Below are 16,194 nucleotides of genomic sequence, written 5' to 3'. Positions count from 1 at the left end.
TGCTAGACTCTCCGGCTATCCTTCAAGCATCAGGAAAGTTCATGAAGACGTACCGGGTTCGCCCGAACCCCAGCCTGCTGGCCGCCGCACTGGCCGGCATCGCCTGGCATGCCGCCGGCGCCCAGACCGTAACGCCAGGCGCCGCCGGCGATGGCATCCAGGAAGTGATCGTCACCGCGCAACGCAGCGCCGCACCCGAATCCAGGACCCCGGTGGCGATGAGCGTGCTCACCGGCGAGCAGCTCGCCAAGCTCGGCCTCGACGATCCGATGGCGATCGGCGACCGCCTGCCGAATACTTATTTCCAATACGGCAACGACGGCCTGCGCATCACGATCCGCGGCGTCTCGAGTGCCGACAATACCGAAAAGGGCGATCCCTCGGCCGCCTTCATGCTCGACGGCGTCTACATCGCGCGTCCGCAGAGCCAGACCGTGTCCTTCTTCGACGTCGACCGCATCGAAGTGCTGCGTGGTCCGCAAGGCACGCTGTACGGCCGCAATACCACGGCCGGCGTGGTCCACGTGATCAGCAAGACGCCGGTGCCCTGGTTCGAAGGCGAGGCGCATGCGGAAATCGGCAGCTACGACAGCCGCAAGCTGGGCGCCACCGTCAACGTGCCGGTGAGCGAGACGCTCGCGCTGCGCGCTGCGGTCGCAGCCAATCAGCGCGAGTCCTTCCTGCGCAATGCCCAGGGCACGCCCTACCACCTTGGCCTGGACCGCGACGACTGGTCCGCCCGCCTCTCTGCCAGACTGGGCCTGGGCAGGGACGGCTCGCTGCTGCTGCGCTACGAGCACACGCAGAACGACGCCAGCAACGACGACAGCCTGCCCGACACGAATTTCTACCGCGGTGCCGCGCAGGGCGCGCCGGTCTGGTTCGACGCTCCCGCCGCGCAGCGTCTGACGAACGCCTTCATCGCGCCGAACATGCGCCCCGAACAGGGCTACACGCACAAGACCACTTCGGCGCTGTCGGCGGAGCTGAACTGGGACCTGGGCGGGTTCAACGCCACCTGGCTGGGCTCGCACCGCGATTTTTCGAACAACTACCTGTACAACTATTACTACCGGGTGGTGCCGACCTTCGCGATCGGCCTGCGCCATGACTTCAACGGCGACTACAACCAGGACTCGCACGAGCTGCGCTTCGCCACCAAGTCGGGCGGCCGCCTGAACGCCCAGGGCGGCCTGTACTGGTTCCGCGAAGACGCCAGCAACCACTACGTCTACCGCGACATGGAGCCGATCGGCCTGACGCCCTACTACGTCTGGGACATCATCCCGTCGGTGTCGCGCAGCCGCGCCGTGTTCGGCCAGGCCACCTACCCGGTGACCGACAGCCTGCGCCTGACCGCCGGCGCCCGCTACAACATGGACAATAAGTCGCGGGTCGGCACCATCGGCTACCAGCAGGCGCGCGCCTTCAATCCGGCCACCGACCTGCGCGCCCTCGACCACGGCGAGCTGTCGATCCACAAGACCACCTGGCGCCTGGGTGCCGAGCTTGATCTTGCACCGGGCAGCATGCTGTACGGGACCGCCGCCACCGGCTTCAAGGCCGGCGGCTTCAACGACGGCTGCGCGGCCGGTGATGAAAAGCTCGGCGTGCGCTGCAATGCGCTGAGCCAGGTGCCGGCCGCGGACCTGACTTACGCACCGGAGACTGTCCGCTCCTGGGAAGCCGGCGCCAAGACCCGCTTCTGGGGCAATCGCGCCAGCCTGAACCTGGCGGCCTTCCATTACGACTACCGCAACCTGCAGCTGTCGGCGGTGGCCTTCCACAACGGCTCACCGGTCTACGTGACCAGCAATGCCGGCCAGGCCGTGGTCAACGGCCTCGAAGCCGAAGGCCAGCTGCGCCCCACCGCGGCCGACCGCTTCGACTATGCGCTGACCTTCACCGACGCCCATTACATCAGCTACTCGCCTGACGGCGTGCATTCCTGGGCCGGCGTGAAGCTGGACCGCACGCCCACCCGCACCCTGTCGCTCGGCTGGGAGCACCGCTTTGGCCTGCCCGGCGGCGCGCTGGTGGCCGGCGTCCACACGCGCGCCAGCAGCCGCGCCCTGCTGACGGTGCCGACCCAGGCCCTGAAGTACTGGGTGCCGGGCCACACCGAGTCCGACCTGCGCCTGGCCTGGGAACCGCTGGGCGCCAGCTGGACCGTGCAGGCGCGCGTGCGCAACCTCGAGAATGAAGTGCGTCCGACCACCGTGAACAGCTTCGGCATGGCGCTGCCGGGCGAGCCGCGTACCGCCGACCTGCGCGTCGACTACCGCTTCTGAGAAAGGTACAGCGGCCGGAAATGGCGGCCGAGCTGTTCGAGGCGGCTGATGTGCAGTTGTACCGGGCCAAGCATGGGGGCGGAATCGGGTGGCTTGGCGCGGTGTGGACTAGGGTCGCGAACTGCTTTGCCGTGCTCAAGTTTTCGCGCGAAGTGGCTGGAGCGTATGGCCGCGCCGATTATCGTGGGGAATCGCGCAACAGGTGTTTGGTGAAGGCTTGCGCCGGCCGCCATAGCAAAGGCAGCTTGCTCGCGGCACCGAGTCGTTTTATGTATTTCGAACGGCGAATTGCGATCGCAATCTGCTCGGCGATGTCATTCCTGCCCTTCTCCACCGAGGTTTGGTAGAGGTTTTCAAAAAATTTCTCGTCCAACCTGTGGCCGATAAAGATCTTTGCAATTCGCTTGATCTCGAATTTTTCTCTCTCGAACAACGATGCCTCATCTAGTTTGCCGAACAGTTCGAGCGCAATCATCGTGCGATAGCACTTCTCGCAACGGCAACAATTTTTATGGTCTTGCCCTTTCGAGTCCGCGCCGCGATAGCAAACGTGGAGCTCGCGGAGGGCATTCAGGTCCTTGGTCAGGTATTCGATCTTTTCCGTTCGGGTATAGGCTGTTCCCTCGTGGACAATTTTAGTGTGAACGGTCGAAAAAAGCGGGTCCGACAAGGGGTGGGATCCCCATGGGTCCAGACTACCGTAGTCATAGGAAGCCGGTATCAGGGTCTCATGAAAATGGTTTTCGAACATGAGAGCCACTGCCGCGAGTGCCGGACCGTGCGAAATAGCTTCCCAATGGGCCTTGCGCCATCGCGTTTCCCGGATGTTGGTCCTCACCGGGATAAAGCTTGCCCCGTAGTGCTCGGCCATCTTTCCAAGCCGTGCGCAATGCTCCTCAAACTCATCATTCTTAGAAATAGGCATGTCGAAACCCTGAACCGTGATCCAGTTCTTCACATCGGGGCGTCGTAAAACCGTGAATGTCGAGTCGACTCCGGCTGAGAAAAAGGAGGCAGCTCCGCGCTCATGTGCGAATGCATGAACCTCGGGCGGTCCCGAGACTATATCTACCACGTGGACGTCCTTCCGCCAGTAGGCCCATAGCCGCAAAATACTTTCGGCTCCGCGCATCAGCTCAGGGTCGACAGGAAAAGGAATATGCAGGCTTTCGCCAAGGGTTGCCGCTATTGGCAGGAGAATCGACAGCCAGGGATTGCCAGATGTGCTTGGCTCATATGCACCGGGCAGCTCAAACCAATAGTCTTCGATAAAGCCGTCGTCGTATTGAACCTGTCCGGTTATCCGGGTCCGATCATTCAGCTGATTTGTTTTCTCGATGTTTAGTAAGCGCATGGCAAGTCCGTGTTCTCGACTGTAAGTTTTTCTTTGGATTACCGATTGATAATATCAGCGACCAAGTTACTTACCGAAAACTTAACAAGTATCGAAAACACTTTTTACAACAAGCGTTAATTTCCTGCTCTTTCCTGTCTGAAAATTTAACAATAGACTTGATTGAAGCGCTGTGCTTTCGGAAAACCGTATTTACAAGATAAATTCTTGTAAACCGGCAAGTTATTACCGTCCATATTGACGCAGTTGTTCTAACCCCGCTATTAGAAGCGCCTCAACTCTGCGCACTACACCCCTCCGGTTCCCCACCCAGCAAGAACTCCTAGCACCCTATGTCGGCATGTCGCCGGGCAGTGACGGCATGTTGCTCGCGACCGAAGTTTGGCTGCGTGAAGAATCAAGCAAGATCTTGAGGCAAAAAACAACTTTCACCCATCAATATTTGCAATTATTATAACCATGAGTAAACGGACATAATAATGGAAAAAAACATTCCTTATCTCGATGGTTGGCGCGGCGCAGCAATCAGTTGCTTGCTCATAGGACATTTTTTCGCGATTCCAGGAATAAATCTGGGCACCGTCGGGGTGGGCCTGTTTTTCGTCCTCTCAGGCTTGTTGATGGCGAATGTTCTGTTCGTCAAGGAAGTAGGCTTCGGAACATTTTATCGGCGGCGCGTCGCACGGGTTTTCCCATCAGTGGCCGTTTATCTTGCAGTCATCCTTGGCGTATGGGTCGTTACCGGTCAACCGATTTCGGCTACGGAATTTTTGTCCGCCCTTACGTTCACGAATAACTATTTTGTGGTCGACCGATGGGTAATGCCTCTTGGGCATATCTGGTCGCTGAGTGTCGAAGAACATTCATATGTCATTCTTTCGCTCGCCGCATTGTGGTGCCGTACGCATGAAGGTCGTGGCAGGTCCGCAATCGGCCTGATCCTGGCGGTGATCATCGCTGCAATCGCGGTCTACACACTCGTGCCTTCTGCGAAGGTAAGCGGCTACCATTCCCATACCGAGGTAGCGTCGCTGGGTATTTTTGCGGCTGGATTCATTTTCTTGAGTATGACCGAGGGTGGCGTGCGCTTGAGCCGCCCTTGGGTTTCACCAATAGCGCTGATGATCGGCGGCGCAGCCTACTGGTGGTCAGTCCCGCCAGGCCTACGGCTGATTGCCGGTCCCATTGCGTTTGCCGTGGCGATCAATGGCATGGCCGGTGCCCCCGGCTGGTATCGTTCGATCTTCGAGTTTGGATGGCTGCGCAGGCTCGGGACCTGTTCGTTCTCGCTGTATCTATGGCAGCAGCCCTTCTATCAACTCTACCGCCACCATGGCATGTCGCCAGTTCTGGGCCTCATACTGGCTTCGACCGCCGGGTGGGCAGCTTTCCACCTGATCGAGCACCCGGCGCGCTTGTACCTAAATAAACGATGGGGCGCGAAACCAGGTGTGGTGATTGATCCGGAATCCAGCAACATTCGGGCTGAAATCTAGTGTTCAGCCAAGGTCTCGCGACGCCCGGCGGCTGGCAACATGACGCTGGCTGTTGCGTTTGCCGACGTTTGCAACGAAATAGAAAAAGCCCACTTGCGAGTGGGCTTTGTCATGAATCGGTTCAGGCGAGGACAGGAATCGAACCTGTCTGGGCGGCGTTGCAAGCCGCTGCATAACCTCTTTGCTACCTCGCCGAAGAGAATCCTACGCCCCTGCCAGACGCGCGCTGTGCGATGGCTCAAGAGTCGAGCGCCCAAGGCCGCCGCCGGCAGACGGCGGCGCGCAATGGCATACTGGCTGGCCCGACTTCAGGACCACCATGAATACAGATAAACGATTAAGTTTCGAGGAACTGACGCAGCTGGCGACGGCATCGGCAGCCGTCACGCAGGACTGTACTTGCGCCATCGACTCCTTCCGCGAATGGACGCGCATTCCGGCAGCCTTCCCGGAGCAGCAGGTGCGCGCCCTTGGCACGCTGGTCGAGGATCCCTACGCCGAAGCGAGCTACGACGAATACCATCCGCACAAGACGAACTACTGGTCGGCGGAGGCGCCGATCGCCTGGCGCCACTATCCCTACAACCGCTGCGGCGTGTTCCAGTGCAGCGTGTGCGGGCGATGCTGCCTGAAGTACGTGGAAGCCGGCGGCTATTACGTCGAGCCGCGCATCCGCGCCCTCGATCCGGCACTGCTGGTGGACGCGCCGCTCAGCGCATGAAGGGCCAGGCCAGCACGCGCTTCACGTGCAGCAGCGGGCGCGCGGTCAGGTAGGCGCCCGCCGCACCGAAGGCCAGCAGGCAGCGCAGGTCGCCGATGACGGCGAGCCAGACGCCGGCGACGCTGACGAAGGACAGCAGCAGCATCAGCAGCAGCTCGATGCTGAGGAAAAACGGCGAGGCCTGGCGCCAGGCGCGCAGCACCAGTGCGCCGGCTTCTTTGATGTTCTTGATCTCTTGACTCATGATCGTTCGGCCGGCAAGCGGCGGTGGGCAACCGGCGATTATAGAGCAATCCGCCGGCTACTGCCCGGTCTGCCGCGCCAGCGCCACGAAGGCGTGCAGGTAGTCGGTATCCCAGTCCGCCTCGCGCGCGCCGAGGTGGATGTGCTTCTGGATCCCCGTCGGCCCGAGCCGCAAGGTATGCAGGCGCAGCTGCGGCGCGTAATCCGTCACCAGCCATTTCGGCAGCGCCGTCACCCCGCGGCCGCTGGCCACCATCTGCAGCATGATGTCGGTGGTCTCGATGGTCTTGTGCCGGCGCGGCCTGCAGTTGGCCGGCAGCAGGAACATGGTGTAGACGTCGAGGCGGTCGATCGGCACCGGATAGGTGATCAGGGTTTCCTCGATCAGCTGCTCCGGCCTCACCTCTTCCTGGCCGGCCCAGGGATGGTGTTGGTGTACCACCAGCACCTGCTCGTAGCCGAACACCGGCTCGAAGCGCAGGCCGGGACGCAGCACCGGATCGGGCGTGACGACCAGGTCGATCTCGTAGCCCAGCAAGGCTGCGATGCCGCCGAACTGGAACTTCTGCTTGACGTCGACGTCGACCAGCGGCCACGCCTCCAGATAGGGCGTCACCACTTTCAGCAGCCACTGGTAGCAGGGATGGCACTCCATGCCGATGCGCAGCGTGCCGCGCTCCCCCTGCGCGAACTGGGCCAGCTGCTGCTCCGCCAGCACCAGCTGCGGCAGCAGGCGCTGGGCCACCGCAAGCAGGTAGTCGCCGGCCTGGGTCAGGCGCAGCGAGCGGCCTTCGCGGATCCAGATCTCGGTGCCGGCATGCTGCTCCAGCTTGCGCATGCTGTGGCTCAGCGCCGACTGGGTCAGGTGCAGCACCTCGGCGGCGGCCGTGACCGATCCCTGGCGTTTCACTTCGAGGAGGATTTCCAGATGGGCGCGCTCGAGCATATATGAATGAAATCGATGGATACGTGAAAAATGACCATTTTACTTCATGACTAAGCGCCAATAACATGAATGAAATAAATCATTCATGGAGTTGGCATGACCACTATTCATAACCTGGGATTCCCGCGCATCGGCGTCAAACGCGAACTGAAATTCGCGCTGGAGGCTTACTGGAAGGGCGAATCCTCGCGCGAGACGCTCCAGCAGCTGGGTGCCGGGCTGCGCGCACGCCACTGGCAGGACCAGGCCGGCCTCGATCTCGTGCCGGTGGGCGACTTCTCCTTCTACGACCAGGTGCTCGACATGAGCTTCACCCTCGGCAACCTGCCCGAGCGCGTGCAGGGCTTCCACGGCGACGCGCTCGACAACTACTTCCGCGTGGCGCGCGGCCGCTCGGCGCAATCGGCCGAAGAGCATCCGGGCTGCTGCGGTGGGGTCGCGGCCGGCGAGATGACCAAGTGGTTCGACACCAACTACCACTACATCGTGCCGGAGTTCTCGGCCGGGACCGAATTCAGGCTCGACGCCTCGCGCCTGCTCGCCCAGCTGGCCGAAGCCAGGTCCCAGGGCGTGAAAGCCAAGCCGGTGATCCTCGGCCCGGTCAGCTACCTGGCGCTGGGCAAGGCGAAGGATGGCGCCGACAAGCTGGCCCTGCTGCCCGCCCTGCTGAACGTCTACGCGCAACTGCTGTGCGTCCTCGCCGAACAGGGCGTGACATGGGTGCAGGTGGACGAACCGATCCTGGTGACGGAGCTCGACGCCGACTGGCAGCACGCCGTCAACAGCACCTACCACCACCTCAAGGCCTGCCCGGTCAAGCTGCTGCTGGCGACCTACTTCGGCCAGCTGCAGGAAAACCTCTATCTGGCCGCCAACCTGCCGGTGGCCGGGCTGCACGTCGACGCCATCCGCGGCCGCGAGGACGTCCGTCCGCTGCTGAATCTCCTGCCCAACCACAAGGTGCTGTCGCTGGGCGTGATCGACGGCCGGAATATCTGGAAGACCGACCTGAACGCGGTGCTGGACTGGCTGGAGCCGATCGCGGCCGGCCTGGGCGAGCGCCTGTGGATCGCGCCTTCCTGCTCGCTGCTGCACGTGCCGGTGGACCTGGGCAGCGAACAGAAGCTCGATGCGGAGATCAAGTCCTGGCTCGCCTTCGCCCTGCAGAAGCTGGACGAACTGCGGGTGCTGGCCCAGGCCCTGCGCGGCGGCCGCGACTCGGTGAAGGAGGCGCTCGCGGACAACGCCGCCGCCCTGGCCGCGCGCCGCGCCTCGCCGCGCGTGCACGACCCGGTGGTGCGGGCCGCGGTCAAGGCGGTCGATCCCGCCCTCGGCTGCCGCGACAGCGCCTATGCCGAACGGGCCGCGCTGCAAGCCGCCCTGCTCCGCCTGCCGGCCTACCCGACCACCACCATCGGCTCCTTCCCGCAGACGCTTGAAATCCGCCAGGCGCGCAGCAATCACAAGGCCGGCCTGCTGGACGACGCCGGCTACCGGGCGGCGATGCGCGCCGAGATCGCACGCAGCGTGCGCGAACAGGAAGCCCTCGGACTGGACGTGCTGGTGCACGGCGAGGCCGAGCGCAACGACATGGTCGAATACTTCGGCGAGCAGCTCGAGGGCTATGCCTTCAGCCAGTACGGCTGGGTCCAGTCCTATGGCTCGCGCTGCGTCAAGCCGCCCATCCTGTTCGGCGACATCAAGCGTCCGCGGGCGATGACGGTCGACTGGATCGCCTACGCCCAGTCGTTGACGGACAAGCCGATGAAGGGCATGCTGACCGGCCCGGTGACCATCCTGAACTGGTCCTTCGTGCGCGACGACCAGCCGCGCGCCGAGTCCTGCCGGCAGCTGGCGCTGGCGATCCGCGCGGAAGTGCTGGACCTGGAACGGGCCGGCGTGCGCGTGATCCAGATCGACGAGGCGGCCCTGCGCGAAGGCCTGCCGCTGCGCCGCGCGCAATGGCGGGACTACCTGGACTGGGCGATCGAGTCCTTCCGCATCGCCGCCAACGGCGTGCGGGACAGCACCCAGATCCACACCCATATGTGCTATTCGGAGTTCAACGACATCATCGCCGCGATCGCCGGCATGGATGCCGACGTGATCACCATCGAGACCTCGCGTTCCAGCATGGAGCTGCTGGACGCCTTCGACGACTTCCGCTATCCGAACGAGATCGGTCCGGGCGTCTACGACATCCACTCGCCCAACATCCCGACTACCGAACACATCGTGCAGCTGATGAAGAAGGCGGCCGAGCGCATTCCGGCCGAGCGGCTGTGGGTCAATCCGGATTGCGGCCTGAAGACGCGCCAGTGGGCCGAGGTGATCCCGGCGCTGAGCAATATGGTGGCCGCGGCCAGGGAGCTGCGCGCCGCGGCTTGAAAGGCCTGCTCAGCTCAATCGCTGCTGGAGGCGGCAAAGGCCGGGGAAGCCTCGCCGCGCCCGACCCGCTTCACCAGCAGCTGGTCGATGCGGTAATGGTCGACGTCCAGCACCTCGAAGCGCATGCCCTCGTACTCCACGCTGTCGGTGGGCTTGGGCACCTTGCGCAGCATGTACATCATGAAGCCGGCCGCGGTTTCGTAGTGCTCTTCCTCGGGCAGGGAATCGAGCTCGAGCACGCGCTTCATGTCCGCCACCGGGGTGCTGCCGTCGATCAGCCAGGAGCCGTCTTCGCGCCGCAGGGCCTGCTGGTCGGCTTCCATCGGGCTGCCCCACTTGCCCATCACCGTCACCATGATGTCGCTGAGGGTGATCACGCCGACCACCAGCGCGTATTCGTTGATCACCACCGCGAAGGTCTCCTTGGTGGCGCGGAAGCGGTCCAGCAGTTCGGACAGGGTCAGGCTGTCGGGAATCATCAGCACCGTGCGGATGCTCGATTCGTTCAGCTGGAAGCCGGAGCGCTTGTGCAGCAGGCCCACCAGGATGTCGCGCGTGTCGACATAGCCGATCACGCGGTCGATCACGCCGTCGCAGACCGGGAACTTGGACAGCGCATGGGTCGCGATCTTCTGGCGGATGCTGTCTTCCGGCTCGCTCAGGTTGAAGAACACCACGTTCTCGCGGGTCGTCATGGTGGACGTCACCGCCCGCGACTCCAGTTCGAAGACGTTCTCGATGAAGTGCTGCTCCTGCTTCTGCAGCACGCCGGCCTGGGCGCCGGCTTCCACCACCGCCGAGATCTCGTCGAAGGTGATGCGGTCTTCGCGCGTGGTGTCGATGCCGAAGACCCGGAACAGCATGTTCGCCACCTTGTTCAGCGCCCAGGAGAAGGGCTTGAAGAAGCGGATGATGAACAGGACCGGCCGGATCACGGCCATCGCCGTGCTCTCCGGCGCGATCATCGCCAGGCGCTTGGGCATCAGGTCGGCGAACAGCACGAACAGGGTCGTGACGAACACGAAGGACAGGGCGAAAGCCAGGTTCTCGCGCCCCGGCCCCGCATACACCACCGACAGCCAGTCGAAGAAGAATGGCCGCAGGGCCCCTTCGCCGAGGATACCGCCGAGGATGGCGATCGCATTCAGGCCGATCTGCGAGGCCGCGAAGAAATCGGCCGATTGCGCCTGCAGCGATATGACCTTGTGGGCGCGCTCGTCGCCTGCCTCGGCCAGCAGCTTGAGTTTGATTTTGCGTGCGCCGGCCAGCGAGATCTCCGTCAGGGACAGGAAGCCGGCGGCAAGCACCAATACGGCCAGTAGGGCCAAATGTTCGAACAAGTTCATGGGACACCCGGGACTTTGTTATCACTTTAGCATATACCCGGGATGCGAAGCCAACCCGGCGGCTATCCCGTCACGCCGACGATGACGCTCGAGGCCTTGAACATCGCCATCGCCGCCGCCCCTTCCGCCAGCGCCAGCGACTCCGCGCTCTCGTTGGTGATCACCGCCGCCACCGTGCCGCCACCCGGCAGGTCCAGCACCACCTCGGTATTCACCGCGCCCGGCGTCAGGCGCGAGATCGTCCCCTGCAGGCGGTTGCGCGCCGAGAAGCGCGCGCCATCCGCTTGCGTCACCAGGATCACCGAGGACGACTTGATGAGGGCGAAGGCCTGGCGGCCCGGCTGCAGGCCGAGGGTCTCGGTGCTTTCGCGGGTGACGATGGCGACCAGCTTGTGGCCGCCGGCGATGTCGAGTTCGATCTCGTCGTTGACGGCGCCCGGCTTGACGCCGGTGACGGTGCCGAAGAACTGGTTGCGTGCGCTGGTCTTCATATTCAGTCTGCTGATCAGGTTCAGGTCGTCGGCCACGCCGGCCGCCTGGCGGTTGAGTTGTTCGACAAAATCGCGGTGCACTTGTTCGAGCCGGCGGAAGTTCTTCACCAGCTGCTCGCCGCGCGCGGTCAGGCGGGTGCCGCCGCCGCCCTTGCCGCCGGTCTGGCGTTCGACCAGGGCTTCGCCGGCCAGGTTGTTCATCGCATCGATGGCGTCCCAGGCGGCCTTGTAGCTCATCCTGATGGCCCTGGCGGCCTGGCTGATCGAGCCGGTCTCGGCCACCTTGGCCAGCAGGTCGACCCGCCCGGGGCCGCCGAAGTTCTCGCCACCCACCGTCATCCACACCATGCCCTGCAATGCAAATTCCTTGTCCATCTCTTCCCCCGATCCAGGCGCCACGATAACAGATGCCAAGATGAAAATAACGCTATATACTCACAAATATAACGCTTCGGAGCCATCATCCATGAAACGACTTGCCGGCCTGCTGGCCACGATATTGACGACCGCCGGCGCCCATGCCGGCGAGGTGCAGGTGGCGGTCGCCTCGAATTTCACCGCGCCCATGCAGAAGATCGCCGACGCCTTCGCCCAGGACACCGGACACAAGGCCGTGCTCGCCTTCGGCGCCACCGGCAAGTTCTATGCGCAGATCACGAACGGCGCGCCGTTCGAAGTCCTGCTGGCGGCCGACGACGAGACCCCGGCCAGACTCGAGGCCGAAAAGCAGGCCGTGCCCGGCACCCGCTTCACCTACGCCACCGGCAAGCTGGTGCTGTGGTCGGCAAAGGAAGGCTATGTCGACAGCCAGGGCAAGGTGCTGCAGGACGGGCACTTCGCCCACCTGTCGATCGCCAATCCGAAGGCCGCGCCCTACGGCGCCGCCGCGGTCGAGACCCTCACCAGGCTGAAGCTCCACCAGCACCTGCAGCCGAAGATCGTCCAGGGCGAGAACATCGCCCAGGCCCACCAGTTCGTCAGCACCGGCAATGCGGAACTCGGCTTCGTCGCCCTGTCCCAGGTGTCGCGCGACGGCAGGTTCACGTCCGGCTCCGGCTGGATCGTCCCCGAGTCCATGCACAGCCCGATCCGCCAGGACGCCGTCATCCTGCTCAAGGGCGCCGCCAATCCGGCCGCCAGGGCCCTCAGCGACTACCTCAAATCCGACAAGGCAAAGGGCATCATCCGCGCCTACGGCTACGAAATCTGAACCTGGATGGACGCCGCCGACCTCGCCGCCATCTGGCTGACCCTGAAGCTCGCCACCGTCGTCACCCTGCTGCTGCTGGTGCTCGGCACGCCCGTCGCCTGGTGGCTGGCGCGCACCCGCTCGCGCCTGAAGAACGCGGTGGCGGCGGTGGTGGCGCTGCCGCTGGTGCTGCCGCCCACGGTGATCGGCTTCTACCTGCTGGTCGTGATGGGGCCGAACGGCTTCCTGGGCAAGCTCACCAGCACCCTCGGCCTGGGGCTGCTGCCATTCACCTTCACGGGACTGGTGCTGGCTTCGGTTCTGTATTCGATGCCCTTCGTCGTGCAGCCGCTGCAGAACGCCTTCGAGGCGATCGGCGAGCGCCCGCTCGAAGTGGCGGCGACCCTGCGCGCCAGTCCCTGGGATGCCTTCTGGAGCGTGGCGGTGCCGCTGGCGCGTCCCGGCTTCCTGACCGCGGCGGTGCTGGGCTTCGCGCACACGGTGGGCGAGTTCGGCGTCGTGCTCATGATCGGCGGGAACATCCCCGACCGCACGCGCGTCGTCTCGGTGCAGATCTACGACCACGTCGAAGCGCTCGAATACGCGCAGGCGCACTGGCTGTCGGCGGCCATGCTGGTGTTCAGCTTCGCGGTGCTGCTGGCCCTGTACACCTTCAATCCGCAATCGCTGAAGGGACGCCGATGATGGAAGATGCTGGAATTCGCGTACGCCTGCACCTGCAGCGCGACGCGTTCGCGCTGGACGTCGACCTGCACCTGCCGGGCCAGGGCATCACGGCCCTGTTCGGCCCCTCGGGCTCCGGCAAGACCACCTGCCTGCGCGCCATCGCCGGCCTGGAGCGCGCGCCGGGCGGCTATGTGGCGGTCGGTGGCGAGGTCTGGCAGGACGAGGCGGCCGGCATCTTCGTCCCGGTGCACAAGCGCGCCCTCGGCGTCGTGTTCCAGGAAGCCAGCCTGTTCGCCCACCTGAGCGTGCGCGCCAACCTGGAGTTCGGCCGCAAGCGGGTGCCGCCGGCCGCGCGCCGCTTCGAGCCGGAAGCGGTGGCCGCCCTGCTCAGCATCGACCACCTGCTCGAGCGCCGGCCGGACCGGCTGTCCGGCGGAGAGCGCCAGCGGGTGGCGATCGCGCGCGCCCTGCTGGCCTCCCCGCGCCTGCTGCTGATGGACGAGCCGCTCGCCGCCCTCGACCTGCGCCGCAAGCAGGAGATCCTGCCCTATCTGGAGCGCCTGCACGACGAGCTGTCGGTGCCGATCGTCTACGTCAGCCACGCGCCGGACGAGGTGGCGCGCCTGGCCGACCATCTGGTGCTGCTGGACGCCGGCCGCGTGGTCGCCAGCGGCCCGCTGACCGAGACCCTGGCGCGCGCCGACCTGCCGCCCGCCTTCGTGGACGACGCCGGCGTGGTGCTCGACACCATCCTCGAAGGCCACGAGGACGATGCCCTGTCGCGCCTGGCCTTCGCCGGCGGCGTGCTGCGCGTCGGCCGGCGCCATGAAGCGATCGGCAGCCGCCTGCGCTGCCGCATCCATGCGCGCGACGTCAGCCTGGCGCTGTCGCGCCCGCTCGACTCCAGCATCGTCAACCTGCTGCCCGCCGTGGTGACGGCGACCGCGGCCACCGATACGCCGGGCCACGTGCTGGTGCAGCTGCGCATGGGCGAGACGCCGCTGCTGGCGCGCATCACCGAGCGTTCGCGGCGCGAGCTGGGCATCGGCGCGGGACGCGAACTGTGGGTACAGATCAAGGGGGTGGCACTGCTGCGCTAGTTTGCATAACGAAAATTTAATTTGTTGTAAGCAATAGTTACAGTTTACCAACTTCCTCTTCCGCCGCGCTAAGGTAATCAGGAGCAATCTCCCCCTACCTTACCGATGCCGCTCTCCACACTTCTCGTAGAAAACGATCCGCTCACGCGTCAGGCCGTGGTCTACCTGCTGGACGGGCTGAAGCATGTGCCGGTCGCCTTCGAGGACCTCGCTTGCGCCGCCGGCGTCCTCGAGTCGCTCCGGGTCGACCTGGCGATCATCAGCCTGGGCTTGCGCGACCCCGACGGCGGCACGGTGGCGGCACGGCTCAAGAAGCTGCAAGGGCATCTGAAAGTGATCGTGGTGGGCGGGCGCCAGCCACAGGCGCCGGCGACATCGATCGACGCCTGGGTACAAAAGCCTTTGTGCCTGAAAGCGCTGGCGGCAGCAATCGAACGCGCCATGTCCCCCGGCAGCGCAGGATGGCGCAAATGGTGAAGTAGCGCAGGGCTATTTGCACTCGCCACTGTTTGAATCCAAAACCGAATCCGCTACGTATATAGGTCAAAGCGCCTGACGGCTGAAGAGCGACGCTCGGAACCGCAGCGCTTCCAGGCGGGGACATTTCCCCGGATCGACCACTTTCTGGAGACCCTATGAAGCGCACCCTCTTCCTGTCCTCGGCATGCCTGTGCGCCGTCCTGTCCGCCTGCGGTGGCGGCAATGACGACAAGCCGATGGCCCAATTTCCTCAGAACAATGATATCTGGCTGGCCCTGGGCGGCGACGCCAAGGCGCCGGCGGCGGTCGGCAAGGTCGTCGACGACGCCGTCGCCGGCCTGCTCGCCGATCCGAAGGAAGCCCCTTATTTCGCCGTCGTCGGCAAACCGGGCCACGACTCGCCCGACCGCCTGAAGGCCTGCCTGCGCCTGCAGTTCAACGCCGTGCTCGGCGGCCCCTATTCCTATCCCGGCCCCGTCACCGCCGACGACACCACCCAGACCTGCGAAGACATGGTCACGGCCCACAAGGACCTCGGCATTCCCGGCTGCGTGTTCGACCAGTTCATCGTCGACCTGGCGGCGGTCATGAAACAGGACGGCGTACCGGACGCTTACATCAATCGCGTGGCGCCGACCCTGGTCGGACTGAAGGGCTCCATCGTCTCCGGCGCACCGGTCTACCTTGGCCCGAACACCGCGGCCAACTGCCAGTCATGAACACGCTCAGCCGCCCTCTCCAACTGGGCGCCGGCATCGGCGGCGCCGTGCTGCTGGCGCTCGGCGCGATCGGCTGGATGCACACGCCCTCCGGCCTGCGCTTCCTGGCTGCCGCCGGCGTCCCCTGCCCGGTACGCACGGTGACCCCGGAACAGGTCGCCCAATTGCGCAAGGTGGGGCTGGCCTCGATCCGCGGCAGCGAACCTGCGCCTGCCCGTCCGGCATTGGCGGGCATGCAGCTCGACCGGACCACCGAAGCCGAGGCCCTGGCCCTGCTCGGGCGCGCCCATGCGCAATGCGAAGCGCAGCTGCGCGGCTACCGCCACCTGCGCTGCCGCGGCATCGACGCCGGCACGCTGGCGCTGGACGGGCCGCCGGTCAGCGAACTGTGGCTGAGCTTCGGCCCGGCCGGCCGCCTGGTCGGCGTCGACGTCTACCGGCGCGGCATGGATGCGGCCTCGCTGCGCACGGTATGGTCCTCGGCCGCCGCCCGCCTGCGCAGCGCCCTCGGCGCGCCGACCGTGACGCTGGGCGATCCGGCGCCGGAAGCGCTGGCGGCGCTGCCGATCCAGACCGCCCGGCTTCAATACCGCTATGCGGACTATCTCGCGACCGTCACGGCCTCCCACCTGCCACAGAGCGGGCTGTCGGTGCGCGAGCAGTACCTGTCCGCGAAGGAGGACACCATAAATTGATGAATTTAACGCAAGCATGAGATGAAACGCTACAATGGTTTCATCTCG

Annotated in this window: 15 protein-coding genes and 1 tRNA gene; 10 read left to right on the top strand and 6 right to left on the bottom strand. The window is 64.6% G+C overall.

The genetic code is table 11. The annotated features are described in order from the left end of the window. Positions 1-41: 41 nt before the first annotated feature. Entirely contained in the window at positions 42-2,291 is a 2,250-nt protein-coding gene (locus AB4Z32_RS02455; RefSeq protein WP_441934025.1) for a TonB-dependent receptor, read from the top strand. A gap of 178 nt (positions 2,292-2,469) precedes the next feature. Here AB4Z32_RS02455 and AB4Z32_RS02450 read toward each other — a convergent pair whose 3' ends face one another. Beyond that, complete coding sequence (locus tag AB4Z32_RS02450) at positions 2,470-3,645, bottom strand: hypothetical protein (protein WP_441934023.1); 1,176 nt, start codon at positions 3,643-3,645, stop codon at positions 2,470-2,472. A 479-nt stretch (positions 3,646-4,124) separates the two neighbouring features. Between AB4Z32_RS02450 and AB4Z32_RS02445 the strand changes: the two genes are divergently transcribed. Next, entirely contained in the window at positions 4,125-5,141 is a 1,017-nt protein-coding gene (locus AB4Z32_RS02445; protein WP_441934021.1) for an acyltransferase family protein, read from the top strand. A gap of 123 nt (positions 5,142-5,264) precedes the next feature. On the opposite strand, the gene AB4Z32_RS02440 is transcribed toward AB4Z32_RS02445, so the two are convergent. Beyond that, a tRNA-Cys gene (locus AB4Z32_RS02440) sits at positions 5,265-5,335 on the bottom strand. A gap of 125 nt (positions 5,336-5,460) precedes the next feature. Between AB4Z32_RS02440 and AB4Z32_RS02435 the strand changes: the two genes are divergently transcribed. After that, positions 5,461-5,862, top strand: coding sequence for a hypothetical protein (locus tag AB4Z32_RS02435; protein WP_441934019.1), 402 nt, complete (start codon positions 5,461-5,463; stop codon positions 5,860-5,862). Here the strand turns inward: AB4Z32_RS02435 and AB4Z32_RS02430 are convergent. Both AB4Z32_RS02430 and AB4Z32_RS02425 read right to left on the bottom strand, forming a co-directional pair. After that, positions 5,852-6,106 (bottom strand): hypothetical protein, encoded by a 255-nt coding sequence (locus AB4Z32_RS02430; RefSeq protein WP_441934017.1) that lies wholly within the window; start codon positions 6,104-6,106, stop codon positions 5,852-5,854. The two genes, AB4Z32_RS02435 and AB4Z32_RS02430, sit on opposite strands and share 11 nt — an antisense overlap. Before the next feature lie 57 nt (positions 6,107-6,163). Then, positions 6,164-7,051 carry a LysR family transcriptional regulator gene (locus AB4Z32_RS02425; protein WP_441934016.1) on the bottom strand — a complete coding sequence of 296 codons (888 nt, stop codon included), beginning with the start codon at positions 7,049-7,051 and terminating at the stop codon, positions 6,164-6,166. 96 nt (positions 7,052-7,147) lie between these two features. Between AB4Z32_RS02425 and metE the strand changes: the two genes are divergently transcribed. Further along, positions 7,148-9,439, top strand: a complete 2,292-nt coding sequence (gene metE / locus AB4Z32_RS02420) for a 5-methyltetrahydropteroyltriglutamate--homocysteine S-methyltransferase (RefSeq protein ID WP_441934014.1) — start codon at positions 7,148-7,150, stop codon at positions 9,437-9,439. Between the two features lie 14 nt (positions 9,440-9,453). On the opposite strand, the gene AB4Z32_RS02415 is transcribed toward metE, so the two are convergent. Next, the gene (locus AB4Z32_RS02415; protein ID WP_441934012.1) at positions 9,454-10,785 is read right to left on the bottom strand and encodes a hemolysin family protein; all 1,332 of its coding nucleotides are present in this window, start codon (positions 10,783-10,785) and stop codon (positions 9,454-9,456) included. 62 nt (positions 10,786-10,847) lie between these two features. Continuing rightward, positions 10,848-11,651: a TOBE domain-containing protein gene (locus tag AB4Z32_RS02410; protein WP_441934010.1), complete on the bottom strand. Its 804-nt coding sequence runs from the start codon at positions 11,649-11,651 to the stop codon at positions 10,848-10,850. Positions 11,652-11,742: 91 nt separating this feature from the next. Here AB4Z32_RS02410 and modA point away from each other — a divergent pair, with 91 nt between their 5' ends. The 6 genes from modA to AB4Z32_RS02380 all read left to right on the top strand — a co-directional run bounded on the left by modA (position 11,743) and on the right by AB4Z32_RS02380 (position 16,146). Further along, positions 11,743-12,486, top strand: coding sequence for a molybdate ABC transporter substrate-binding protein (gene modA / locus AB4Z32_RS02405; RefSeq protein WP_441934008.1), 744 nt, complete (start codon positions 11,743-11,745; stop codon positions 12,484-12,486). 6 nt (positions 12,487-12,492) lie between these two features. Further along, the gene (gene modB / locus AB4Z32_RS02400) at positions 12,493-13,170 is read left to right on the top strand and encodes a molybdate ABC transporter permease subunit (protein WP_441934006.1); all 678 of its coding nucleotides are present in this window, start codon (positions 12,493-12,495) and stop codon (positions 13,168-13,170) included. Next, entirely contained in the window at positions 13,167-14,252 is a 1,086-nt protein-coding gene (modC, locus tag AB4Z32_RS02395) for a molybdenum ABC transporter ATP-binding protein (protein WP_441934004.1), read from the top strand. Before modB ends, modC begins: the two co-directional genes overlap by 4 nt. A gap of 105 nt (positions 14,253-14,357) precedes the next feature. Continuing rightward, complete coding sequence (locus AB4Z32_RS02390) at positions 14,358-14,729, top strand: response regulator (protein ID WP_441934002.1); 372 nt, start codon at positions 14,358-14,360, stop codon at positions 14,727-14,729. Positions 14,730-14,887: 158 nt separating this feature from the next. Beyond that, complete coding sequence (locus AB4Z32_RS02385) at positions 14,888-15,451, top strand: hypothetical protein (RefSeq protein WP_441934000.1); 564 nt, start codon at positions 14,888-14,890, stop codon at positions 15,449-15,451. After that, positions 15,448-16,146, top strand: coding sequence for a hypothetical protein (locus tag AB4Z32_RS02380; RefSeq protein WP_441933999.1), 699 nt, complete (start codon positions 15,448-15,450; stop codon positions 16,144-16,146). The genes AB4Z32_RS02385 and AB4Z32_RS02380 overlap by 4 nt, the downstream gene beginning before the upstream one ends. Positions 16,147-16,194 lie beyond the last annotated feature (48 nt).

This window comes from Massilia sp. 2TAF26 (assembly GCF_052115005.1).
Classification (GTDB): Bacteria; Pseudomonadota; Gammaproteobacteria; order Burkholderiales; family Burkholderiaceae_D; genus Telluria.
This window is presented reverse-complemented; position numbering and strand designations above follow the sequence as displayed.